General features: G+C 49.3%; 16 protein-coding genes and 1 pseudogene. 12 read left to right on the top strand and 5 right to left on the bottom strand.

Going from position 1 to position 23763, the window contains the following annotated elements; translation table 11 throughout:
* Positions 1 to 19 precede the first annotated feature (19 nt).
* The 5 genes and pseudogenes from QM717_RS04900 to QM717_RS04920 all read left to right on the top strand — a co-directional run bounded on the left by QM717_RS04900 (position 20) and on the right by QM717_RS04920 (position 2110).
* Positions 20 to 529 carry an RNA polymerase sigma factor gene (locus QM717_RS04900; RefSeq protein ID WP_415035422.1) on the top strand — a complete coding sequence of 170 codons (510 nt, stop codon included), beginning with the start codon at positions 20 to 22 and terminating at the stop codon, positions 527 to 529.
* Positions 516 to 980 (top strand): hypothetical protein, encoded by a 465-nt coding sequence (locus QM717_RS04905; RefSeq protein WP_415035424.1) that lies wholly within the window; start codon positions 516 to 518, stop codon positions 978 to 980. The genes QM717_RS04900 and QM717_RS04905 overlap by 14 nt, the downstream gene beginning before the upstream one ends.
* Before the next feature lie 158 nt (positions 981 to 1138).
* Positions 1139 to 1237: pseudogene (locus QM717_RS04910) on the top strand (DUF4252 domain-containing protein); the annotation flags it as partial.
* 70 nt (positions 1238 to 1307) lie between these two features.
* Positions 1308 to 1562, top strand: coding sequence for a DUF4252 domain-containing protein (locus QM717_RS04915; RefSeq protein ID WP_415035426.1), 255 nt, complete (start codon positions 1308 to 1310; stop codon positions 1560 to 1562).
* Between the two features lie 8 nt (positions 1563 to 1570).
* On the top strand, positions 1571 to 2110 hold the full coding sequence (locus QM717_RS04920) for a DUF4252 domain-containing protein (RefSeq protein WP_415035428.1): 540 nt from the start codon (positions 1571 to 1573) through the stop codon (positions 2108 to 2110).
* 77 nt (positions 2111 to 2187) lie between these two features.
* On the opposite strand, the gene QM717_RS04925 is transcribed toward QM717_RS04920, so the two are convergent.
* Positions 2188 to 3090, bottom strand: a complete 903-nt coding sequence (locus QM717_RS04925; RefSeq protein ID WP_415035430.1) for a MerR family transcriptional regulator — start codon at positions 3088 to 3090, stop codon at positions 2188 to 2190.
* Positions 3091 to 3123: 33 nt separating this feature from the next.
* Entirely contained in the window at positions 3124 to 4722 is a 1599-nt protein-coding gene (locus QM717_RS04930; protein ID WP_415035432.1) for a DUF6377 domain-containing protein, read from the bottom strand.
* A gap of 374 nt (positions 4723 to 5096) precedes the next feature.
* On the opposite strand from QM717_RS04930, the gene QM717_RS04935 reads away from it, so the two are divergent.
* From QM717_RS04935 to QM717_RS04960, 6 genes are all read left to right on the top strand, one after another.
* The gene (locus QM717_RS04935; protein WP_415035434.1) at positions 5097 to 5612 is read left to right on the top strand and encodes a DUF5004 domain-containing protein; all 516 of its coding nucleotides are present in this window, start codon (positions 5097 to 5099) and stop codon (positions 5610 to 5612) included.
* 12 nt (positions 5613 to 5624) lie between these two features.
* Positions 5625 to 6701 carry a hypothetical protein gene (locus QM717_RS04940; RefSeq protein WP_415035436.1) on the top strand — a complete coding sequence of 359 codons (1077 nt, stop codon included), beginning with the start codon at positions 5625 to 5627 and terminating at the stop codon, positions 6699 to 6701.
* 30 nt (positions 6702 to 6731) lie between these two features.
* Positions 6732 to 9659, top strand: coding sequence for a SusC/RagA family TonB-linked outer membrane protein (locus QM717_RS04945; protein ID WP_415035438.1), 2928 nt, complete (start codon positions 6732 to 6734; stop codon positions 9657 to 9659).
* Between the two features lie 27 nt (positions 9660 to 9686).
* Positions 9687 to 11186 carry a RagB/SusD family nutrient uptake outer membrane protein gene (locus QM717_RS04950; RefSeq protein WP_415035440.1) on the top strand — a complete coding sequence of 500 codons (1500 nt, stop codon included), beginning with the start codon at positions 9687 to 9689 and terminating at the stop codon, positions 11184 to 11186.
* Positions 11187 to 11251: 65 nt separating this feature from the next.
* Positions 11252 to 12499: a glycoside hydrolase family 71/99-like protein gene (locus tag QM717_RS04955; protein ID WP_415035442.1), complete on the top strand. Its 1248-nt coding sequence runs from the start codon at positions 11252 to 11254 to the stop codon at positions 12497 to 12499.
* 16 nt (positions 12500 to 12515) lie between these two features.
* A complete protein-coding gene (locus tag QM717_RS04960; RefSeq protein ID WP_415035444.1) occupies positions 12516 to 14543 on the top strand; it encodes a glycoside hydrolase family 97 protein in 2028 nt (675 codons plus the stop codon).
* Positions 14544 to 14623: 80 nt separating this feature from the next.
* Here the strand turns inward: QM717_RS04960 and QM717_RS04965 are convergent, their stop codons facing one another.
* Both QM717_RS04965 and QM717_RS04970 read right to left on the bottom strand, forming a co-directional pair.
* The gene (locus tag QM717_RS04965) at positions 14624 to 14824 is read right to left on the bottom strand and encodes a hypothetical protein (protein WP_415035446.1); all 201 of its coding nucleotides are present in this window, start codon (positions 14822 to 14824) and stop codon (positions 14624 to 14626) included.
* Between the two features lie 61 nt (positions 14825 to 14885).
* The gene (locus QM717_RS04970) at positions 14886 to 15164 is read right to left on the bottom strand and encodes an ArsR/SmtB family transcription factor (protein WP_415035448.1); all 279 of its coding nucleotides are present in this window, start codon (positions 15162 to 15164) and stop codon (positions 14886 to 14888) included.
* A 166-nt stretch (positions 15165 to 15330) separates the two neighbouring features.
* On the opposite strand from QM717_RS04970, the gene QM717_RS04975 reads away from it, so the two are divergent.
* A complete protein-coding gene (locus tag QM717_RS04975) occupies positions 15331 to 15924 on the top strand; it encodes a dihydrofolate reductase family protein (protein WP_415035450.1) in 594 nt (197 codons plus the stop codon).
* Positions 15925 to 16125: 201 nt separating this feature from the next.
* Here QM717_RS04975 and QM717_RS04980 read toward each other — a convergent pair whose 3' ends face one another.
* The gene (locus tag QM717_RS04980) at positions 16126 to 23460 is read right to left on the bottom strand and encodes a cadherin-like beta sandwich domain-containing protein (protein ID WP_415035452.1); all 7335 of its coding nucleotides are present in this window, start codon (positions 23458 to 23460) and stop codon (positions 16126 to 16128) included.
* Positions 23461 to 23763 lie beyond the last annotated feature (303 nt).

Below are 23763 nucleotides of genomic sequence, written 5' to 3' on the forward strand. Positions count from 1 at the left end.
TCAATCAAAAAATCAACTTATGAACCAGACTGAGTTTATGCAGTTAATCTCACCATTCAAGGACAAGCTCTTTCGGGTGGCCAAGCGATTGCTCGTAAGCACTGAAGAAGCGGAAGACGCGACGCAGGAAGTGCTGGTGAAATTGTGGACAAAGAACGAAAGCCTTTCCAGTTACAACAGCGTGGAAGCCTTGGCGATGACGATGACCAAGAATTATTGTCTGGACCAACTCAAATCCAAGCGCGCCGGAAACCTCAGGATTGTCCACAATAATTTCACCGACCGCGAAGCGCCGCTTCAGAAGCAAGTGGAAGACGCAGACACAATGAACTGGGTAGAAAAGGTAATCAACGATCTGCCCGAGCAACAACGGTTAATTGTACAGATGCGCGACATCGAACAATGTGAGTTCGAGGAAATCGCCAAATTTATGGACATGAATGAAACCGCCGTCCGCGTCGCGTTGTCCAGGGCCAGAAAAACGATTAGGGAATTTATGATGAAAACACACAGTTATGGAATTGCATAAAATTGAATCACTATTAGAAAAATACTTTGAAGGGGAAACCACGGTTAAAGAAGAAGATGAATTGAGGACTTATTTTTCTTCATCAGATGTTGCTCCGCCTCTGGAACAATACAAACCTTTGTTCGGTTACTTCTCCATTGCCAAGGAACAACAGTTCGAACCCATCGTACCACTACAATCCAAAAAACGCAGAAACGTAGCGTGGTTATCGATAGCGGCTTCGGTTGTTGTCCTGGTCAGTGCCGGAACTTTTGCCTATGTTAATTATGGAAAAACCAACCAATCCCAAGATTTGGGAACCTATGACAGCCCCGAAGAGGCATTCAGGGAAACCCAAAAAGCCTTGGCGATGTTGTCTGGCCATGTGAACACAGGAGTGGAAAGTGTCCACTATTTACAGGAATACGAAACCGCAAAAGACAAGGTTTTCTATCCAAACAATCAAAAATAATTTTAAGAAATAAAACAAAAGAAATAATGAAGAAGCTGATTTTAACCACAGTATTAGCGTTGATGCCAATCCTCAATTTCGCCCAAAACGCGTTTGACAAATTCGACGGGCAGGACGACGTCACCTCGATCATCGTCAACAAAAAGATGTTCGATCTGATGAGCAAGGTCAAGATGGATGCCTCCGACAAGGAAGCCCAGCAGTACCTCAATCTAATCAAGAAACTCGACAACCTCAAGGTGTTTACCACCAAGAGCACCCGCGTCGAAAATGAGATGAAAACTACGGCCAACCAGTATATCAAGACGGCCGGTCTCGAAAGAACTGATGCGCATCACCGAAAACGGAAGAAACATCAAAATCCTCGTCAAATCGGGTGCGAAAGATTCACAGGTCAGGGAACTGCTCATGTTCATCGAAGGCGGAAAAGGCGACGACACCGTCCTGATGTCGCTCACCGGCGATTTCGATCTCAACGAGATTTCGACCCTGACCGACAAGATGCGCTTCCCAGGCGGAGACGACCTTAAAAAAGCAACCAAAGGCAGCAAAGGACCTAAAGGCCCGAAAGGCGCAAAATAAATTAAGCCATGAAACGAATTTCAATCATTGCGGTTTTTCTCGGGTTGCTGCTGGTGGGCTGTCATTCAGAACCCACATTGCAAAAGTATTTTGTAGAGAATACCGAAGACAAGGATTTCATCGCGCTCGATGTTTCACCCTCTATCTTGAACTTAGACCAAGCGAAACTGACCGCCGAACAAAAAGCTGCCTGGAAATCATTTGACAAAATGAACATTCTGGCCTTCAAAAAAGACGACAAGAACGACGCAAAATTTGAAGCCGAACGCGCCAAGGTAGCCGAAATCCTCAAGGACGAGAAATACCAACAGTTGATGAAATTCGGTTCTGGCAAAGAAGGCGCTTCGGTGAGCTTTGTGGGCGATGACGAACACATTGACGAGTTTGTGCTGTTTGCCAACAAGAAAGAAAACGGATTTGCCGTCATCCGGATTTTGGGCGATGACATGAACCCGACCAATATTATGGAAATGGTATCGGCGCTCCAAAATGCCAATGTCGATTTGGAACAACTCAAACCGTTGCAGGAGATGTTCGATAAAAAGTAAACAATTATAAAAGGAGAAAAGCCTTCCTTCCGAAGTATCGGACGGGAGGCTTTTTTATTTAAGCAAAGCAAAGATTTTTAAGAAAGTTCGTTCGAAAATACTTCAGGAATTGAGCGGAACACGCGGATCCGTTTGCTCAGTTTTGCAGTATCGATGTATTGGGTTTGTTTGCCCAGGATCCAAAGTTCCGAATCGTTCTCGAGCACAAGCCGGTCAACCGCATCGAGGTATTCGTTGATGTAATCGTAATCGGGCTGCACCGTGGTATAGGTGATAAAAACGAGGTGCTCGAAATGCCTTTGCAAATCCTTGAGGTTTTCGGCCGGGACACTTTCGCCGAGGTAAATCGTTTTGTGGCCACGCGACAACAATTCATAGTTGATGTACATCAGTCCGAGTTCATGGATTTCATTGATCGGAAGAAAAAGCACGTACACCGTATCGGTATAAAGCGGTTCGACCAGTTGGATTTTCTCGGTATTGACCATGATTTTCTGCTTGACCAGATGGCTGATGAAATGTTCCTGGGCCGGCGTAATCGTATCGGTTTGCCAGAGCAATCCCATTTCATTCATGAGCGGAATGAACACTTCATAGAAAATATCGCGGAACGAATGGTTGTTCAATAGGGCATTGTAGGTGTTCAGGAAATGCGTCTGGTCGAAATTGATCATCGCCATCTTGAACGCATTCACGGCATGGACTTTCGAATTTTTCTGCGAGACGATTTCCTTGACGAGTTGCGGAATCCGTTCTGGGGGCAATTTGGAAATCTTCGAAATTTTATAACCGTGGTTGTGCAGCAAAGTAATGTTGAGCAGCTTCTGCAGATTCGCCACATCATATTCTCGGATGTTGGTCTGCGTACGCATCGGCTGCAACACATTGTACCTTTTTTCCCAAATCCGAATCGTATGCGCCTTGATACCGGAGAGGTTTTCCAAATCCTTGATACTGAAAACGGTTTTGATATTGTTCATGCTTTGTGGCGAAAAGATGAACAAATTTAAGCATTAAATGGTTTTGATGGCCATAATTTTTTCCTCAAAAACATCTTTGCAGTCCGAACGACTCTTGATACGGGTTTTGTATGTATAAATCGTGGCCACCGACAATTCAAGGAAATCTGCAATCTGGTTGGAATCCTGTATGCCCAATCGGTACAGGGCAAAAATACGCAGTTCGGTATTGAGCAATTCGCCTTTTTTGATGACGCTTCGGTGGTCGGGCGGGAAAAGCCGGTTGAAATCGGTCACGAAAGTAGGGAACAGCTTGAGGAAAATCTCATCGAACTGGTGGTACAGGTTCTCGCGTTCCTTTTTGACGTCATATTTTTTGAGGCTTGCCATGACTTCCTCGGTTTTTTTGGAAATGATTTTTTGGATCGTGCTTTTCTGCAGGTGGTCCATTTTGTTGATCAGGTCGGAAGTCGCCTTGATGAAATACGCGATGTATTCTTCCTTGATCGTATTGGCCTCGCTCAAACTCACATTCATGTGCTGCAATTGGCCGTAGGAATCGGCCATCGCTTTTCGCGCCGCATTTTTGGCCTTGAGTTGCTTGAAAATAATCACGAGGAAAACGATGATGATCAGTGCCAAAACCGTGAGCAGGATGACAATCTTTTCGAGCGTGTCGTTCTTGTCGTTGACTTTGTTGAGCTGGGCCTTTTCGATGATCGGCAGGATCGAGGAGATTTCGATTTTACGGTGCCTTGCATTGTAGAACGTCGCATCATCCATTGCCAAGTTGATGTACTGGTTGGCTTTTTCGAGATGGCCCAATTTGAACAATTCGTTGGCCAGGTTCCGTAGCGCAACGGTTTCCTTGGTCGCATTCTTGACATCGGCAATCGCGGCAAGCGCCAAATACTCGATGGCTTTATCCTTGAATCCGCGCTCCGAATAAATATAGCCCAGGCTTGAAGTGGCAATCCCATAATAATCCGGCGGCAATTTAAAGTTGTTGATCCAATAACTGAATGCAAATTCGGCGCCTTTCCAATCCTGCTGCTTGAGCCGCTTGAGGCTTTCGGTGGCCCAATATTCATTGGTATTCGGACTGACCAGACGGATCGCATTTTCGAGGTATAAATTTCCTTTCTGGATGTAATGGATGTTGTAGCGCTGGTCCTTGTTGTAATCGGCCAAGTCGTAATAAGCACGCGCCTTGATCGAATAATACTCGAATTTATTGCGCGGATTCAACCGCAAAGTGTCAATGCTGTTGAGCGTATCGATGGCTTCCTTGAACAAACCCGAGGAAAGCAGCACAAAGCCTTCCTTGATGCGCGCTTTGGCAATCAATTGCACATCTTTCAATCCGAATGCTTTTCCTTTGGCCGCCTCGAGATAATAATAGGCCGAATCGTATTTGAAGGATTTGTATTCCTCAAATAATGACATATAAGACTGATACAGGTTGCGTTGGTCCTTGCTCAAGGTGAATTTGTGCACGTTAATGGTCAGCGCCTTGATCCGGGCGTATTTCTGCTTCATGTACAAATCCTTTTTCTGGAGTGCCTTGTCGAGATCGTTAAGCACAGGATGGATGTCTTTTGCAAAAAGGCTGGCACCGGAAAAAAGCAAAAAGCAAGCGAGTATTCTGAACATTTGTGGTTGGGTTAAACTTCCTTAGTCGGAAGCTGTTTTTGGTCCGAAATTTCTAAAATTGGTTAAATATAGGCTAAAATTTTTAATTCGATAAAAGCCAATTGTACAATTGTAATTATCCGAAAAAAATCACTACTATTTTTTTCAAATTCACAATCAGCAGTCTAAAAATCAAGATTTTTTGACCTCGATTTTGACTTGATTTTTCTTGATTTTCAAATATATTAAAAAATTGATAATCAATACTTTAAATTAATTTCAAACGTTGTAGTGTCTTGATTTTTCTTCAATATTTTTTTTTAGATTTTTTTAACGTTTAGCTTCGTTATGTTCTTTGCGAACAATTCAATTATAACTAACAAAAACACCAAATTATGAGACGCAGAATTTTTTATGTACTTGCTGCCATCAGTTTGTTCGCCGCAGGGTGCAACGAACCCGATGACGGCAATCACACAGACCCGATTACCATCTATGAAAAAATTGATGGGCAATGGAGCCTGATGAGCCTCAAGATGGTTGATGAGGTTGCCAAGGCGAGCAACATCCAACCCAATGAACAAAACCTGAGTGCGCTGTTCAACTACGAAGATTTCAAGATCAAGTTCAATGTTGACGCCAACAACAACCCGACAACCTATGAAGTGATCGGCGACGTCCCGCCTTTGTTCGAGCCAAGCGGGTATTGGGTTTTGAGCTCAGCCTTCCAGCAAGCCGATGCAGGAGCGATAAAAATCCTGCTGTGCAAGGATGCAGCGCGCACGCAAGTCACCGACGTGTTGCGCATCACTTCTGTCCCGGGCAGCAACAACGAAATGGAAATCCAATTGAACCGTCAATCCGGCGGGGTGCCATTCGTATCCTACATTTTCAAGTTAGGTTCCAATTAACACTCAAGAAACATGAAAAAAATTATACATACTTTTTTACTGGTCCTGATGCTGTTGCCCAACCTGATGGCGGCACAGCAAGAGATGGGGCCGGTTGCCAAGACCTGGTCGTTTCCCGTAGTCTATAAATATGACGAGGAAGTGACCTGGTATTTCGATTTGACCACTACGACCTATACGCCCGGAGAAGACATTTACCTCTGGATTTGGTCGCCTTCTGAGCCAGACGCTGGCAACTGGGAGAATTCTTCCGAATTCGCCAAATTGACTTACGTGAGCGGCATGACATGGAAATTCACACTCACGCCAACAACTTATTTCTCGATGACGCCCGAAGCCATCGCGGCCAGTGCCGGTTTTTGGTGCAGACTCAAAAGCAAGACAGGAACGAAGCAATCGGATGTGACCAACATCGCTTACACCAATTTCGATTCGTTTTACACGGCCAATGAGCTCATCCGTTCTTATCCGACCGCACCGAGTTTGGATGCAGGCATTAGTATTTTATTCAACGCCAACCTTGCTCCGGGCTTTGCAGATGCCACCACGGTGCACTTCCACAGCGGACTCAACAATTGGGATTTGAAAGTGGAATACCAGGCGTGGATTCCTGAAATCGTGACCAAAACCCAACTCAAGAACATGGGCGGCGGTTTCTACAAAATGGATTTGGTTCCTAAAGAATACTACAACGCACCCGATGGTTACATCATGCAGAACCTCGTATTCCTGATGGTCAAGGACAATTGGGCCGGAACGATTCCTGATCAGGTCATCAACGCCGCCGAATATGTACCGCCACCGCCACCCGTGTTCAGCTATTTCCCGATGCAACTCAGCAAGAAAGACTTCCTGGGCATTATCCGTACCAACAATGAACCGGGCATCATCAAATTGATCTACACCATTACCGCCGGGACTACGGTTCTGAACGGGGAGTTTACAGGAGGGGTGAGCGAAATCAAAGGCTTTGTAGACTTGGTGACCCCACTCAAAAATGTCAATGCGACCGAAATCCATGTGCTGGTCAAGGACAACACCAACCGCACCATTTCGGATACGACCATACCATTGAAAACGGTAGATTAATCATTCAACATCATTAAAACACACATTCTGATGAATAGCAAAAATATACAATCGGCCCTCGATGCGATCCGGGGCCATCAATCGCTCGTATTCCTGTTCTTCATGACGCTGTTCTCCGTTGGGGCATTTGCGCAGGGAAAACTGGTCACGGGAACGATTACCGACAATGCGGGACTCGCTATGCCAGGGGTAACTGTCATGGATACCGAAACCAAAAGCGCGACGACCACCGACGGGGACGGAAAATTTACACTTGAAGTAACTGCCGGCCATACCGTACAGATTTCCTATATCGGTTACAAAACACAAAATGTAGCGGTAGATGCCGCCACTTCGGTGATCAACATCCGATTGGCGGAAGATACCGTCATGCTGGATGCCGTGGAATTGGTTTCGGTGGGATATGGAAGTGTCAGAAAATCTGATTTGACCGGAGCCATTACGACCATCAAGGGCGATAATTTGGTCAAAGGAGTCATCACTTCCACCGAGCAAGCCTTGCAAGGAAAAGTCGCCGGTTTGACGATCATCCAAAGCACCGGGGATCCAAGCAGCGGTTCGAGCATGCGTTTGCGTGGTGGAACTTCGCTTACGGCCAGCAACAGTCCGCTTGTCGTAGTGGACGGTGTGGCCGGAGTCGACATCAACATCATCCAGCCATCCGATATCAAATCGATCGACATCCTCAAAGATGCCTCGGCAACGGCGATCTACGGTTCGCGTGGTGCCAATGGGGTCATCATCATCACGACCAAGGCAGGAACCAAAAAATCATCGGTGACCTACAATGCCTACACCAGCATCAGCGAAGCTTCGAACAACCTCGACATGCTTTCGGCCGACCAGTGGCGCGCTTACGTCCGCGAAAACAACATGACCGATGCCATCGATTACGGCGGCAGCACCGATTGGCAAAAAGAATTGCAACAACAGGCGTTTACGCAATCGCACACCTTGGGGTTGACCTCGGGTGCCGAAATGAGCGGACTGCGTGCGTCGATTTCGTACCTGCAAAACGAAGGGATCATCAAAACGACCAAATTGGAGCGTTTGAGCGGAAACCTGAGCGGTTACCAATACGCAATGGAAAAAGCACTTAAATTCGACGTAGGAATTTTTGCCAACATCGACAAATGGCATCCGCTCGATTACCGCATTTTTGAGCGCGCGTTCAACCTCAATCCGACGATTCCGGTCAAGGACCAATTCGGGCAATATACTTCCGTAGGCGGAACCTTGAACGAGAATCCGGTCGAAATCCTCGCCAACCGCGATGCCGATAACGAGCGTCACCGTTTGCTCGGAACCTTCAAGACCGAAGCCAAATTCTGGAACGATTTCTCTGCCGTGGTCAATTTGTCGCTCGAGCACAACGCCATGCAAGGCGCAATCTACAAACCGTCTTATGCGGTGATGGAAGGCAGGACCGAAGACGGTTATGGCCAGAAAACCTATTCAGAATATACGACCTCTCAGGCTGAAGTTTATTTGAATTACAACAAAACCTTGGGCAAACACAGCATTGCAGCCATGGCCGGATATTCTTTTCTCGAAAATGTGTACGACGGATTCGGCGCACAGCGTTCAGGCTTTGAAACCGACTTTTTCAGCTACAACAACCTCGGCGCGGGTTACAATTACCGCCTCGGTGATGTGTATTCGTACAAAGGAAAGTCGAACCTCGTTTCGGTTTTCGGAAGGGTGAATTATTCGTATGACGGCAAGTATTTGTTCACAGGAACCATCCGTCGCGACGGATCGAGCCGCTTCGGGGACAACAACAAATGGGGAACATTCCCATCGGCTTCGGTGGCGTGGAACATCTCTAAGGAAGAATTCATGAAGTCGACCGAAAACTGGCTCAACAACCTCAAATTCCGTGTTGGTTACGGGGTTACGGGTAACCAGGACGGCATCGGCGAATACAAATCATTGTCGATCCTCGGCGTGGGGCAGGACAGCTACTATGATCCGGTGACCGACAGTTGGAGTTTGGCTTATTCACCGATCCAAAACCCGAACCCGGATTTGAAATGGGAATCGACCAAGCAAACCAACATCGGTGTCGATTTCACCTTGTTCAACAAAATCTATGGTACTTTCGAATGGTACAACAAGAAAACCACCGATTTGCTGTACACGTACCAAGTGCCGCAACCGCCATACCTCGTGGGAACCATGCTGGCCAACGTGGGCGATTTGTCGAACAAGGGAATCGAGATTTCCCTCAACGCCGACATCATCAAAAACGACAATTTCAGTTGGAGCACCAACTTCAACTTCGCCAAAAACAAGCAGAAAATCGAAAAACTGTCGAACGAGACCTACAAAGCCGACGTCATCTATAGCGGCTCGTTGCACGGTCTTTCGGGCATGTCAAACCAATTCTCCCAAATCATCGCCGAAGGTTATGCCGTGGGAACGTTCTGGGGCAAGGAATATGTCGGTCTTGATGAAAACGGCGATTACATCCTGAGCAGCGAAGACAAAGCCATCGGCGATGTACAGCCTGATTTCACGATGGGTGTGGGCATGAATTTTACGTACAAGAATTTCGACCTCGGCATCACCGGTTACGGGATTTTTGGCCAGGACGTTTTGAACGCGACTAACATGATGCTCAGCGATTCGAACCGTATGCCGGCCTACAACATTCCGGACGATTACATCTACAACGACGTGAAAGCCGCACCGAAATATTCGAGCTATTGGATCGAGGACGCTTCGTTCTTCCGTTTGCAAACCGTGAGCGTGGGTTACACGATTCCGTTCAAGGAAAACAAATCGTCTTTGCGCATCTACGCCTTGGGCCAGAACCTGGCTGTGTTTACCGATTACAGCGGTGTCGATCCTGAAATCGAATTGACAGGATTGGCCAGTCCGGGCATCGACCGATTCAACAATTATCCGCGCCCGAGAACCTTCTCGCTTGGACTCAATTTGACCATCGGAAACTAAAAAATTAATCACTATAAAATAAAGAAAATGAAAGTCAAAATAACTGCTGTATTGCTCAGCGCACTTTTTACTTTTTCGTGTACAAACCTCGATGAGGACTTGTACGACAGGGTAGCCGATGACAATTTTGGAACGACACCAAATGAAATCGAAGCCTTGGTGGGTGGTGCCTATTCTTCGCTCCGCGGATTCAGCGATGCGATTTCGAATTCGTTCCCGACCTGCGAATATGTGTTTTTCCTCAACGAAGTGGCTTCGGATGAGGCAACGATCCCAACCCGCGGCACCGACTGGTTCGACGGCGGACGTTACCAACAAACCCAACGCCACCAATGGGGCGCCGACAACGGAATGATCTTGTCTTCTTGGCGCTACTGCTACACCGGCATCGCCAAAGTCAATGCGATCATTTACCAGGTCAACAAATCGGGGCTTACCGAACAGGCCAAGACGCCCATTTTGGCCGAATTGCGTTCGGTTCGTGCGTACTATTATTATATGTTGCTCGACATGTTCGGCAATGTGCCGATCGTGACGAACTTCGAAGACCAAGGGTTGCCAGCCAATTCTTCACGCGCCCAGGTGTACGAGTTCGTAGAAACCGAATTGCTCGAATCCTTGCCGTACCTGCGTTCGGAAATCGTGTATTCGAAGTTCACCAAGAATGTCGCTTATGCGATGTTGGCCCGTTTGTATCTCAACTCCGAGGCGTTCATCGGTACACCACGTTGGCAGGAATGCATCGACATGTGCCAGAACATCACTGGACATTCGTTGGCCGCTGATTTCTTTGCCAATTTCGCGACCGAAAACCAAACCTGTAACGAGATCATCTTCTCGATTCCTTACGATTCCAAAGCAGGAACGGTGGGCAACTACATGAACTCGATGAGCTGCCATTACCTGCACAAATTGACGGTTTCGGCTACGGGCGATTACCCGTGGAGTGCCAACGGTATGTGCGCGCAGCCGGGCGTATATTCGTCTTTTGTTGACACGGACAAACGCAAGAAATGCATGATCGCCGGACCGCAAATCAACCGTGCGACCGGATCGGTCATCATCATGGACAGCGGCGAACCGCTCGATTACACCGAAGACATCGTCAATTTTACCGATGCCAAACAAAACGAAGGTGTACGTCTGGGCAAATACGAACAGAAAGCAGGCGAACAATGGGAACGCGACCACGATTTCGTCCTGATCCGTTATGCCGAAATCCTGATGATGCAGGCCGAATGTTATGTGCGTCTGGGGCAGCCTGATTTGGCCGCGCCATTCATCCAGCAAATCACCTCGCGTGCGGGAACCGAAATGCCGGCCACGATCGACCTGGCGTTCATCGACAAGGAATTGCTGCGCGAATTCACGTTCGAGGGTAGAAGAAGAACCGACAACATCCGTTTCGGGACGTTCTTCCAGCCGTGGTGGGAAAAAGGCGTGACGCCACCGACGCGTGCGATTTTCCCAATCCCGACTTCTATTTTAGCAACCAACCAAAACCTGGTACAAAACCCAGGCTATTAATCACGATGCCAGTCTTCAAAGTTTGAATTAGTCTTTGAGGGCTGGCATTTTTTTACGCATCAGCTATGAAAATCAATTTCCTGCTTTGGTCACTCGGTATGGGTGTTTCGATGGCTTTGGGCTGTGGGGGCGACGATTCGTCGAATCCGGTCGTGCCAACCGTCCCGGCTACCGAAACTTTCGAACCGGTTCCGGTTTCAAAAACGAACGACACCAAAATCTACATGCACTACATGCCGTGGTTCGAGACCAACGAAAGCAGTGCCAATGGGCAATGGGGTTACCACTGGACGATGGCCAACCGCAACCCGAATAACATCGGCAGCGATGGACAGCGCGACATTGCCTCACATTATTATCCGCTCATCGGACCGTATCATTCGGGCGATAAGGAAGTCATCGAAAACCATTTGCTGATGATGAAATATGCTGGGGTGGATGGCGTGCTGATCGATTGGTACGGCACCTATAACCTGAACGATTACCGCATCAACAAGGAAAATTCGGAACAGCTCATCGCGATGCTCGACAAAGTCGGTCTTGATTATGCGATCGTTTACGAAGACCGTTTCCTGCCCAACATCGTCAATGCCGGGCTCGCACCAACGGTCACCGGGGCGGCCAAAACCGATTTGAATTACATGCAGGCGAATTATTTCGGCGATGCCAATTACATCAAGATTGGCGGCAAGCCGTTGCTGCTCAATTTCGGCCCGATTACGCTCACTACGCCCGACCAGTGGACCAATGTGTTTGCCAACATCAATCCGAAGCCGGCCTTCCTGACGTTGTGGAATGAATCGGCAGAGGCGGGCAGCAATGCGATGGGCGAATATGCGTGGGTGTACCAAAACAACACACACCTGTCGAATTTTTATACGAACAACATGCCCAACCTGCAATTGGCCTTCGGAAGCGCCTATCCGGGTTTCCACGATTTTTATGAAGAAGGCGGCGCGGGCAATGTCATCGGTTGGACGATCGACCACAACAACGGCGCAACGCTCGATGAAACCTTGGCCTTGGCACAAAGTTCGGGAGTCGATTATTTGCAATTGGTGACCTGGAATGACTTTGGCGAAGGCACGATGATCGAGCCGACCGTCGAATTCCAATACACTTATGTCAACAAGATCAAGGCGTTTGCCGGGGTACAGGGCGGTAATGTATTCAGCGAAATCAGCCGGTTGTTCAACCTCAGGAAACAGCACAAAGCCAATCCGGTAATCCAGGCCAAACTCGATAAGGCTTTCGGATATTTTGTTTCGATGCAAACCGATAAAGCCGTACAAACCCTCAATGAAATCCAATAAAGTTACACCAAAAAGAATGAAAAAAATACCATATAGCTGTAGTCTGATTGTCCTCGCCTGTGCGATGATTTGGTCCTGCGGCAGCAACAAATACGCCGTGCAATCGCCCGGAAAAAACAACGAACTGGTTTTCGAGCTGACCCAAAAAGGACAGCCGCAATACCGATTTACGTCTAACGGAAAATCGGTGATCGAACCCTCGTTGTTGGGTTTCGAATTCCACGACATCCAAAAAATGACCGAGGGTTTCCAAGTCCTCGGCACCGAAAAAAATACCGTAGATCAGGTTTGGGAGCAACCTTGGGGCGAATTCAAGAAAGTGCGCGACCACCACAACCAGCTCGTGGTCCATCTGAAAGAGTCGGAGGGACAACAAAGGTTGGTTGACCTGGTCTTCCGGGTATTTGACGACGGGCTCGGTTTCCGTTATTCGTTTCCCAAACAGCCCAACCTCGGCAAGGTCAAAATCGCCAACGAAGTGACGCAATTTACCTTTCCGCACGACAATGACGTTTGGTGGATTCCGGTGCACCGCGAGAACAGTTATTACGAAAGTTACTACCGCAAGACACCGATGAGCCAGACCGATACGATCAATACGCCGGCAACTTTTGAAACCAAGAACAACCTGTTTGTCGCGATCCACGAAGCCAACCTGACCGATTTTGCCTCGATGACGCTTCATAAATCATTAGCAAATCAATACAAAAGCGAGCTCGTGCCTTGGGCCGATGGCGTGAAAGTATATGCCGAAACACCGTTTGAAACGCCTTGGCGCACGGTCATCGTGGGTGAAAAACCAGGTGATTTAGTGACATCGACCTTGATGCTCAATTTGAATGAACCGAGCAAGATCAAGGATGTTTCATGGATCCAGCCGTCCAAATACATCGGCATCTGGTGGGGCATGCACCTCGACAAATACACTTGGGGACAAGGTCCGATCCACGGTGCTACGACCGAAAACACCAAACGCTACATCGATTTTGCCGCGACGCACAAACTCGATGGCGTACTTGTGGAAGGCTGGAACATCGGCTGGGACGGCGACTGGACCAAGGACGGTTCGGCCTTCAGTTTCACCAAAGCCTATCCCGATTTCGACATCGACGACATCACCAAATATGCCGCGATGAAGAATGTGCGGCTCATCGGCCACCACGAAACGGCAGGTGCGGCCAAACATTACGAAACGCAATTGGATGCAGCTTTCCAGTTGTACAACAAACTCGGGGTGAACACCGTCAAGACGGGCTATGTCAACAAATTTCTCGACAAAAAAGAGTGGCACGACAGCCAATACGGCGTACGCCATTACCGCAAAGTGGTCGAAACGGCGGCCAAATACCACATCATGATCGACAACCACGAGCCAGTCAAAGGCACCGGATTGCAGCGCACCTGGCCCAACCTGATGACGCAGGAAGGCGGTCGCGGTCAGGAATACAACGCCTGGTCGGCCGATGGCGGCAATGTACCCGAACATACGGTCACTTTGCCATTTACCCGCATGTTGTCTGGACCGATGGATTATACCCCGGGCAATTTCAATTTCGATTATGTGACGACGAACAAAGCCAAGGTGCAATCGACACTGGCCAACCAATTGGCTCTGTATGTCGTGTTGTTCAGCCCATTACAGATGGCTTCCGATCTGCCTGAAAACTATGAAGGCAAACCCGAATTCGAGTTCGTAAAAGACGTGCCGTGCATCTGGGCAGAGACCCAAGTGCTCGATTCGAAGATTGGCGAATACACCACCATTGTGCGTAAAGATTGGAAAGGAGAGAACTGGTACCTCGGTTCGATCACCGATAAGAATGCAAGACAGATGGAGGTTTCGCTTTCATTCCTCGAAGCCGGTAAATCGTATAAGGCAGAAATCTACAGCGACGGTCCGGGCGCCGATTACAAAACCAACCCGTATCCCGTAACGATTTCGAGCAAGACAGTAGACAGTAATTCTGTCTTGAAACTGAATCTAGCAGCCGGAGGCGGGGCGGCGATTAAATTCAGCCCGATCGCGGCAACCAAAATACCCTGAAAGGAATATTAAGTTAGAGTTACTATTAAATTTGGGTAGATAACGGGGCGTAATGCCCCGTTATTTTTTTACCCGAAATTTTATAGGAAGTAAATCTTGTCGATGTCCTGAAGAAAAGCCAACGCACGCGAAGGATTGTTGGCTTCGACAGTCGTTTCGGTTTCATTGGTTTCCGAAGTCGCGTCGGTGTTGTTGTCCGTCAGCGACGTTTTGGTGGTTTGGGCGGCGATACATCCGGTACATCCGAGAAGCATGGCAACGGTTTTAAAAATTTGTTTCATGGCTGTGATGATGATTAAAATCGATATATTTATAATTATCGATATATTAATGTAAAATTTTTTAATTCTGGAAACGGCTCAAAAAACGAACGTATTCGGCAAAAACATCTTTGTTGATCACGTATTTGGCGTTTCTGCCTTCTTTGACTGCAATTAGCAAATCCGCGTCGACCAATTGCTTGATGTGGTGCGAGACCGTCGATTGCGATAGACTTCCACACATATCCAATATCGAAGTGCACGGTACGAAATCATCCCCTTTCTGTATCTTCTCGATGATTTTGAGTCGATACGGGTCGCCTAATGCTTTGGATATTTTCTCGAATGCTTTTGGGTCCATTTTCAAAATTATGTATGCAAATGTATCGATGTATTTCGATTGGTAAAAACTTTTGTGATTTTTTTGTGATTCTCTTTTCGCATTCGCCCCTGTTGATTGTCACAATCAGCCCGCCAGGAAACGGAGTCGGATTGCGAAATTTGCCAGATCACCAATAAACGATCGCATGAGAAAAATTATTGTTTTGTCGATGGTTTCCTTAGACGGCGTCCTACAAGCACCCGGAGGACGTGACGAAGATGCATCGGGAGGTTTCCGATTCGGCGGTTGGACCGTACCCTTCACAGACGATATTTACCGCCAGGCCGTACAAAGAGAGCTGCAACCGGCGGCTTACCTTTTGGGCAGAAAGACTTTTGAGATATGGGAAAAATACTGGCCCAAACACAACGATTTTTGGCCTGCCATCAACCAGGGGCAAAAATATGTGCTGTCCACAACCAGAAACAAATCCGATTGGCAGAATTCCGTCTTTATCGAAGACCTCGAAGACCTCAAAAGACTTAAAAAATCTTTAGGGAAAGACCTCCACGTCTGGGGCAGCAGCGAACTCGTCCATTTGCTGTTGGCGCATGACCTGGTCGATGAATTGCGGCTCAAGATCTATCCGGTGTTGCTCGGAAAAGGCAAGAAATTGTTCGATACCGACGCACATCCGGCAACCTTCACCTTAACCGACAGTACCGTTACCAAAACTGGGGTCATCCTGGCCAATTATAAACGCGCCGGTACCGTCAAAACAGGGAAGGTGGGCGCTTGATTTTGGGCGTTGCCAGAGGCCCGGGCTCTCCGTCCCGAAGCATCGGGATGCGGCGCCTTGCTCTACACGAGCGAAGCAATTGCCGAAGGAATCCCTAACACGAACCTGTGGTAAATTCAATAAATGGATTTTCATTGGCGCATGGCCAAAATAAAAGCCCCTCCGCTTCCGAAGGGGCTTTTTACAGTTGTGATGTTAAAATTATCGCTTCACCACGCGCAGCGACCTGACGGTTCCGTCCTGGCTTACAATCACATTGTAAACGCCCGAAGGATAAGTCGCCCCGATTTTCGCCAGACTCAAATCTTCAAATGGTATTTCGCGCGATTCGATCAGTTTGCCGAGCATGTCATAGACTTTGAGGTCGACACGCTCCCTGCTCGAACTAGTGAGCTCGAGCCCGAAATCGGCTGTAAATGGCGCCGGATGGGCCACAATGCGAAACACATTTTCCGCCGATTGGTTGACCCCAGAAGTGACGGCCGGAGCAACGCCACCCGGAGCGGTAATCTGGCAGACATCACCATACGGAGACCAGGTCGCAGTGGTCATGACCGCAACCCTGACGTTGTATAGTGCACCAGGCGTGAACAAAGAAGCCGGAACCGAATTGAAGATGAAATAATTCGTATTTCGGTCGATGGTTGTCGAGGCGCCGTCGGAATCACGCGTGATCTGGAAACGGTATTGGGTCGCCCCCGACAAGCTCGTTGCGGCAATCGTTGTGGTTCCCGAAACGATGGTTGCGCCACAGTTGGTCAACGAAGGCACCGCAGGTGAGGTGACTTGGCAAGGCGTACCGTAACCGCCGAAAGTACCCGTTGTTTTGACGGCGACTTCAATGCGGTAGGTCGTGCCATAATTATAGCGCGTCAGCATTTGCAGGCTGAACCAGTTTTGCGTACGATCGATGGTCTGAACCGCATTCGGTCCTACGGTATCGGTCAGGTTGGTCACACGGAAACGGTATCCGGTAACGCCCGCGATACTGGTCGTGGCAATCAGCGTATTGATTTTAGGCAAAACAATGCCGCATTGCGATGGTGAAATCGCGGCTGCACCGCCGGCTTCCAAAATGGCCGGGGTCGAGACGAAACAAGGAGCACCCCAGCTCGTTTGCCAAATACCCGCGCGCTGCAATTGGATGTCAATGGTGTAGGTCGTCGCATAAGCGTACGACGGGAATTGCGGCATCGTGAAATGCGGCACATTGGTTTCGATGATTTGGACCTGCGCGCCGTTTGTCGCACGGATACGGTATCCTGTTATCGGATGACCACCCACGGTTTGGATCCCGATCAAGGTACCGATTGCGGACAAGGTCACGCCGCAGGAAGCTGGCAATAGGGTAGTGGTCACACCAGTTCCGCCTTCATCGGTTGCGCCGTTGCAGTTGTCGTCGATTCCATTGCCGAGGATTTCAGCCGCATTAGGATGCACCGAAGCCGCGTTGTCGTTGCAATCGATGGCCGTCGGTGCCACCACATAACCCGCAGGAATCGCGGCACCATAGCAAACCAATTGGGTAGAACCGTTGGTATAACCGTCGCCATCGGCATCGATATACAGTACGGCATATTGGTACACGGTATTGTCGTTGTCGTTGCAGTCGGCATTGTTGAGTGCATAACCGGTTGGCGGCGTAGGGATGTTTTGCGCACAAACCATCACGAAGTCGCCTGCACCATAACCGTCGCCATCGGCATCCACATAGAATGCATAGGTCTGATGGGTCAGATGGTTGGTGTCGTCGCAATCGCTGCCCAATGTCGAGACGCTGTAGCCCACAGGAACCGTTGCGCCGTAGCAAATCGATGCCGATCCTGCATCGTAACCGTCCCCGTCAAAATCGATGTATAAGGTAGCCGATTGGTAAACGGCCGTATTGTTGTCGTCGCAATCGATGGCCGTCGGTGCCACCACATAACCCGAAGGAATCGCAGCGCCATAGCAAATCATCTGCACCACACCCGAGGTATAGCCGTCGTTATCGGCATCAACATACAATTCTGCATATTGGTAAACGGTGTTGTCGTTGTCGTTGCAATCGGCGTTGTTTAAGGCATAACCGGTCGGCGGAGTTGGGATGTTTTGCGCGCAGACCATGACGAAGTTGCCTGCGCCATAACCGTCCCCGTCAGCATCCACGTAGAACGCATACATCTGGTGAGTCAGATTGTTATTGTCGTCGCAATCGGTTCCGAGCGAAGTAAAAGAATAGCCAGTCGGCAAAGTGGCACCATAGCAAAGGATGAGGTTTCCGTTGTCGTACCCGTCATTGTCGGCATCTATGTAGACGAAGTTGCTTTGGTAAACGTTGCTGTTATCGTCGTCGCAATCACCGCCTTCGTTGGCGTAGCCTGTCGGAGGCGTAAACGAATTGACCGCACAAACATTGGTCAGAATGCCCGAACCTACACCATCGCCGTCAAAATCCCTGTAGAACAAGAACTGCATGTGCATGCTAGCATTGTTGTCGTCACAATCGGAATTGTCGAGTGAATATCCGGTCGGAGGCGTGGCCGCATTGGCTGCACACACATTCACAAGGCTTCCGCTTCCGAAACCATCGCCGTCGTTGTCGGCATAGAATGCAAACTGTTCGTGGACGGCGGCATTGGTGTCGTCGCAATCACTTCCGTTGGTCGTAAGCGAATAACCCGGAGGCAATGTCGAATCGGAACAAATGAACGTGCTTCCGGCATCGTATCCATCACCATCGGCATCGATGAAAGCCGTGAAACCGATGTAGACATTGCTGTCGGAATCATCGCAGTCTTCGCCCAGCGTGCTATCGGAATAACCCGGAGGGAAAGTCGCGCCATAACACACAAATCCCGTCGTCGAATGGTAGCCGTCGCCGTCCGCATCCAAAAACAGGAAGCCGATTTGAAAAGCGTTGCCATTGTTGTCGTCGCAGTCGGTATTGTTGAGCGAATAACCGGCAGGAGGGGTGGCTGCATTGGTTGTACAAGCCGAACCAGTCAATTCGCTGCCGTAACCGTCGCGGTCGTTGTCGATGTAGAAAGTGTACAGCGTATGGCCGAGCGGATTGTTGTCGTCGCAGTCCGGACCGTTGGTGGTAAATGAGTAGCCTGGAGGCAAAGAAGTATCGGAACAAGTCAAAAGACTTCCGACATCGTAACCGTCCCCATCATTGTCAATATACAAAGTAACCATTGTGAAAATACTACCATTGAAGTCATCGCAATCCTGGCCTAAAGTGGTATCTGAATATCCCGGTGGATAATTGTTGCCATAACAAATAACACCGCTTGATCCGTGGTAACCGTCAGCATCGTTGTCCAAAAACAAGAATGCGGTTTGGTAAGCTTCGTTGTTGTTGTCGTCACAATCGGTATCGTTGAGCGAATAGCCCAGAGGAGGTGTTGTCGCATTTACCGCACAAGTACTCATCAGTGCGCCGCTTCCGTAACCATCCCCGTCGTTATCGGGGTAGAACGAGAACTGCGCATGCATGGTCTCGTCATTGTCATTGCAATCGCTGCCACCGGTGGCATTGGAATAGCCCAACGGAATAGCCACACCGTAGCATTTCAATGCCGTACCGTTGTCGTAGCCATCACCGTCCGTATCAATAAAGAAAATGGCGGTTCGGTAGATATTTGAATTGGTATCGTCGCAATCGGTATTGTTGGTCACCGCCAGATTTCCTGAAATGATCGGTGCGCCGGTACAGCTTTGTTGCGAAATGGCCGCATTTCCGAATCCGTCACCGTCTGCATCGGCATAATAGGTCACCGAGGTGAGTATCGTAATGGTCGCACTACCGGACAAATCTCCCGCCACTGCCGAAGTATTGGCATCGCTCAATGCGGTAACGGTATACGTTCTGGTCGACGGAGGACTTACCGTAAAAGTGTACGGAGTGGTTGTAATGCCGTTTACGGTTACCGGCGTAGTGCCGTCGGTATAGGTCAGGTTCCAAGGTTGCTGGCCCGTCAAGGCAATGCTGATTGGTCCCGAGGTTGCGCCCGAGCAAATGCTCTGCGAACCCGAAATCACTGCAGAAGGGCGTTTGGTTACAGTTATCGTATAGGTGTTTGTTGTTCCATTTTGCGCCGTTACCACAATTGTAATGGTATTGTTGCCCGGATTGAGGGTAATGGCCCCGCTCGGATTGCCGCTGGTCACCGAAGCTCCGTTTACGGTAAGCGTCGCATTGGCATCGGCGGTGGTTGGGGTCACAGTAATCGATGGGATGCCACTGCCCAAAACGACCGAGTAACCGTTAGTTCCGGCTGCAAATACCGGATTCAAGGTGCCGCTACTGACGGTCAAATTCGAAAGATTGGCATTCGATGAAGCCGCGCGGGTCACTGTAATGGTATAGGTTTTTTGCGTGCCATCTTGTGCCGTCACAACGGTTGCAATTACATTGGGGCCTACGGCCAGGGCAATTGAACCCGATGGTGCGCCGCTGCTGACCACAACGGCATTGACCGTAACCGAAGCGGTTGCATCGGCTACCGTTGGCGTTACCGTAATCGAAGTCGTGGCATTGGTTACCGTCGCGGTATAACTGGTGGTGGCGGCTGCAAATCCGGGGTTCAAGGTTCCTGAACTCAATACTAGATTTGTCAGGTTGGCATTTGAGGATTGCGCGCGGGTTACCGTAACTGTATAGGTTTTGGTCGTGGTTCCGTCTTCTGCGGTAACGACGGTGGTGATGACATTGCTGCCCACATTGAGCGCGATGCTTTGTGATGGTGCGCCGCTGGCTACCGTTACGTTGTTTACTTTAACCGTTGCGGTTGCATCGGCTACGGTTGGCGTCAGTGTGATGGAGGTCGTGGCATTCGGAACCGAAGCGGTGTAACTCGTTGTCGCTTGCGCAAAAACCGGATTCAATGTTCCTGAACTCAATACGATGTTCGACAAATTGGCATTCGTAGAAGCACAGGTATTGACTGTTACCGCGGTTGTCGATGAAGTCGTCGAACAACCCGCGTAAGTCACCTCGACGGTATAATTGCCGCCCACGGTGGCGACATAATTGAAGGTGTTTACGCCGAGTGGCGAGCCGTTGCGGAACCACATATAAGTCAATCCGCTGCCGGTGTTGGCGCTGAGCTGTACGTTGCTTCCCGAACAGAAAGTCGTCGGGCCGCCTGCAGTGATCGTCGCCGTAGGGGCATTGTTGATGACGCCTTCCACTCTTAAACTCAACGAAGATCCATAAGCCGAAAGATACGATTCCCAAGTACCTGCACTGGATTTTCTCCAGGCCGAACTGACGGTACTTTCGCCTTGCAGGTTGGTGATCAAACTCACCGCATCCGAACCGGCATAGGCGATTTCAAAACCGATGTAATAATCGCCCGTAATCAACAATCCAGATGGGATGTTGACCGTGGTAGGCGTGGCAAAATCGGGAAGCGACGCAATCGGTACGGCCTGACTGAACAATTGTGTTCCCGGCGAACCGCCCGCGCCATCGGCATTCCAGACTTTGGCCGTGATGTTACCGGTGCCGGTGCTGAGGTTGAAATAATATTTGAGTTGGGTGAGTTTGGTCGCAGTTCCGCAGTAGAGAAATTTATCGGCAAAAGCAGTCTCGAGTCCGGAATTGTGACCGACCAATTTGCCGCTCACACCCGGATAATTGTAATCGGCATTCGAACCGACCCAATTGGTCTGCGTGGCACTACAGGTCAATGCGGATACCACGATATAATTGGTACGCGTAAGCGAGCCCGGGCCGACCGAATTGTTCGCCGTGAGCGAAATCGTGTAGGTTCCCGGTGTATTGAAAGTCACCGTTGGATTTTGCAGTGTGGAATTGGTCGCGCCTCCACCGAAGTTCCAGTTCCAGCTCGTCGCCTGTGGCAATGATTCGCTTGTAAATGTTACCGAACAGCCTACGGTTATATTGGTTCGGTTGGCCGAGAAATTAACGATCGGCGCACCGTTTCCGGCACCGCATGCCAAGACGGTCATTGCCGACTGGCCGCAAATGCCGCCTACTGAAAGGTCGCGGTTTTTGATGAAATTCGCCCCGGTGTTGTCATTGGAGCTCAATGTACGCTTGGTTTCACCCGCACCCACGGCGTAATGCATCACGGCCGTGGCATCGATGACGTGGTTGAGTTGGTGGCCGTGCCCGATTTCGTGCAGCATGACCGTTTCAAAATCGTATTCGGTGCCCGAAGGTGAGCCCGTGCCGTAATACCAGGAAGTGCCCGCGGGCATATTGCTTTTGACGGCCACATCGATTTCCTTGACATACCAGTCGAAAGGCGTGGTTCCGCAACCGCTGTAATAACTCGTACATCGCGCCAAGACGCTGGCCGGTAAATTCGAGGCATAGCAAACGATGTTTACATCATCTTCGGCTACGCTGCCCGTGGTGTTGGCCCCGATGAGCCAGTTGATGCCCGAAGCACAGGTCCAACGGTCCATGACCAACCGCAATTTGTTCACCGCGCCTGTGGTCGATGCAAAATTGGACGATTGGTCCAATAGGAAAGTATACCCGCCGGCTGTATTGTCCTTGATGTGCGTGGCCATCCGGGCACTGTTGTCATACACTAAATTGGTGTAGGCATAAGTTACTGTAAGGGTTTGTGAACTCGTCGCGGTGTTCGAAGAAGCATCTGAATTGACGACCCTGATTTGACCCGTTCCGGCGCCGTTTCCAGAGGCATTCGTACTTGGAACCTTGACGACAATCGTCGTGTTGCTCCACGAGACATAATCGGTGCTGAGGGGACGCATCCATGAGGCACCACCGTCATCGGCATTTTTGAACTCTACGGCTCCGCTGCCGCGTGTGGCACCGAAATTATTTCCGGTGATCGTAATCGTACTGCCTGTCCCGGCCGCAATCGAGGTCGGTGTAAAACTGGTGATCGATGGGGTGGCTTCGACCTGGTTGCCGCCCACAGTGCTATTTTTGTTGAAGCCATTGCCATTTCCGCTGGCATTTTTGTTCAAAACGGCCGTCAGTTTCGGATTGGCATTGAGGATCGTGTATTTTTTGTTGGTGATGTTCTTGATGTCCTGGTACAGGTCGGCTTCGATTGTATTGTAATTGCGGTACGGATCATGAGCGCTGCCGTCCTGCTCGTACTTGAAGAAACCCGCCAAACTGCCGTAAGGCGTGTAGCCCGATACGCCTGAATCGGTGAACGGGTTCGGGATGCACATCAGTATGCCCATGTCGCCCACGGCTAGTGAAAGCGTGGCCGAATGGACGATGCGGCTCATGCCGACGGTTCCGCCTTCGGTAATCACATCGATGATGTCGGAAGTGGCGGTGCCCTTGAAAATCTTGTAGACCTTGACTTTGTTGAGCGTGTAAATGGTTTGGTGTCCTTGGCTCCAGAAAGATTCCTGCGAGAGGACTTCGCCTTCGATGATCATTGGCGAGGCTTGGATGCGTTGCTGTAATGTCATCGGCAACAAGGTGCAATCTTGCGCCTGGATACTGGCCGTGCAAAGCAATCCGAACACGAGGAGCAATGGCCACAGTGCTCGGGTGCTCGGGAGTTTGGTGTACTGTTTTGTGTTCATAGGATAATAGTTAGTGTTTGATTAGGAATGTATGGCATCCGGAAAGTCGCAGGACTGCCCGGGCGCTTTGAGCGATACGATCAGGGTAACAGATTTAGGGGAATCTTTACTGGCCGTTTGCCGAATGGCTGGCCAATGTACCAATCTCATTTCGGGTTGACAGTAAAATGCTGTCTCATCGCTGATTGATATTCGATTCGACTAATTTATAAAAAAATGTTAAAGTAATGGGCTGGAGGCTATTTTTTTTCGCTGTTATTTTTGAATAAAACAGAAATAATCAGTGCGTTAGCTATAGCTGTC

It is taken from the genome of Flavobacterium sp. (assembly GCF_047602195.1).
Taxonomy (GTDB): Bacteria; Bacteroidota; Bacteroidia; order Flavobacteriales; family Flavobacteriaceae; genus Flavobacterium.

Excerpts from the sequence above, each read along its gene's own strand:
- QM717_RS04900 (WP_415035422.1), top strand. The coding sequence starts at position 20 with ATGAACCAGACTGAGTTTATGCAGTTAATCTCACCATTCAAGGACAAG.
- QM717_RS04905 (WP_415035424.1), top strand. The coding sequence starts at position 516 with ATGGAATTGCATAAAATTGAATCACTATTAGAAAAATACTTTGAAGGG.
- QM717_RS04915 (WP_415035426.1), top strand. The coding sequence starts at position 1,308 with ATGCGCATCACCGAAAACGGAAGAAACATCAAAATCCTCGTCAAATCG.
- QM717_RS04920 (WP_415035428.1), top strand. The coding sequence starts at position 1,571 with ATGAAACGAATTTCAATCATTGCGGTTTTTCTCGGGTTGCTGCTGGTG.
- QM717_RS04925 (WP_415035430.1), bottom strand. The coding sequence starts at position 3,090 with ATGAACAATATCAAAACCGTTTTCAGTATCAAGGATTTGGAAAACCTC.
- QM717_RS04930 (WP_415035432.1), bottom strand. The coding sequence starts at position 4,722 with ATGTTCAGAATACTCGCTTGCTTTTTGCTTTTTTCCGGTGCCAGCCTT.
- QM717_RS04935 (WP_415035434.1), top strand. The coding sequence starts at position 5,097 with ATGAGACGCAGAATTTTTTATGTACTTGCTGCCATCAGTTTGTTCGCC.
- QM717_RS04940 (WP_415035436.1), top strand. The coding sequence starts at position 5,625 with ATGAAAAAAATTATACATACTTTTTTACTGGTCCTGATGCTGTTGCCC.
- QM717_RS04945 (WP_415035438.1), top strand. The coding sequence starts at position 6,732 with ATGAATAGCAAAAATATACAATCGGCCCTCGATGCGATCCGGGGCCAT.
- QM717_RS04950 (WP_415035440.1), top strand. The coding sequence starts at position 9,687 with ATGAAAGTCAAAATAACTGCTGTATTGCTCAGCGCACTTTTTACTTTT.
- QM717_RS04955 (WP_415035442.1), top strand. The coding sequence starts at position 11,252 with ATGAAAATCAATTTCCTGCTTTGGTCACTCGGTATGGGTGTTTCGATG.
- QM717_RS04960 (WP_415035444.1), top strand. The coding sequence starts at position 12,516 with ATGAAAAAAATACCATATAGCTGTAGTCTGATTGTCCTCGCCTGTGCG.
- QM717_RS04965 (WP_415035446.1), bottom strand. The coding sequence starts at position 14,824 with ATGAAACAAATTTTTAAAACCGTTGCCATGCTTCTCGGATGTACCGGA.
- QM717_RS04970 (WP_415035448.1), bottom strand. The coding sequence starts at position 15,164 with ATGGACCCAAAAGCATTCGAGAAAATATCCAAAGCATTAGGCGACCCG.
- QM717_RS04975 (WP_415035450.1), top strand. The coding sequence starts at position 15,331 with ATGAGAAAAATTATTGTTTTGTCGATGGTTTCCTTAGACGGCGTCCTA.
- QM717_RS04980 (WP_415035452.1), bottom strand. The coding sequence starts at position 23,460 with ATGAACACAAAACAGTACACCAAACTCCCGAGCACCCGAGCACTGTGG.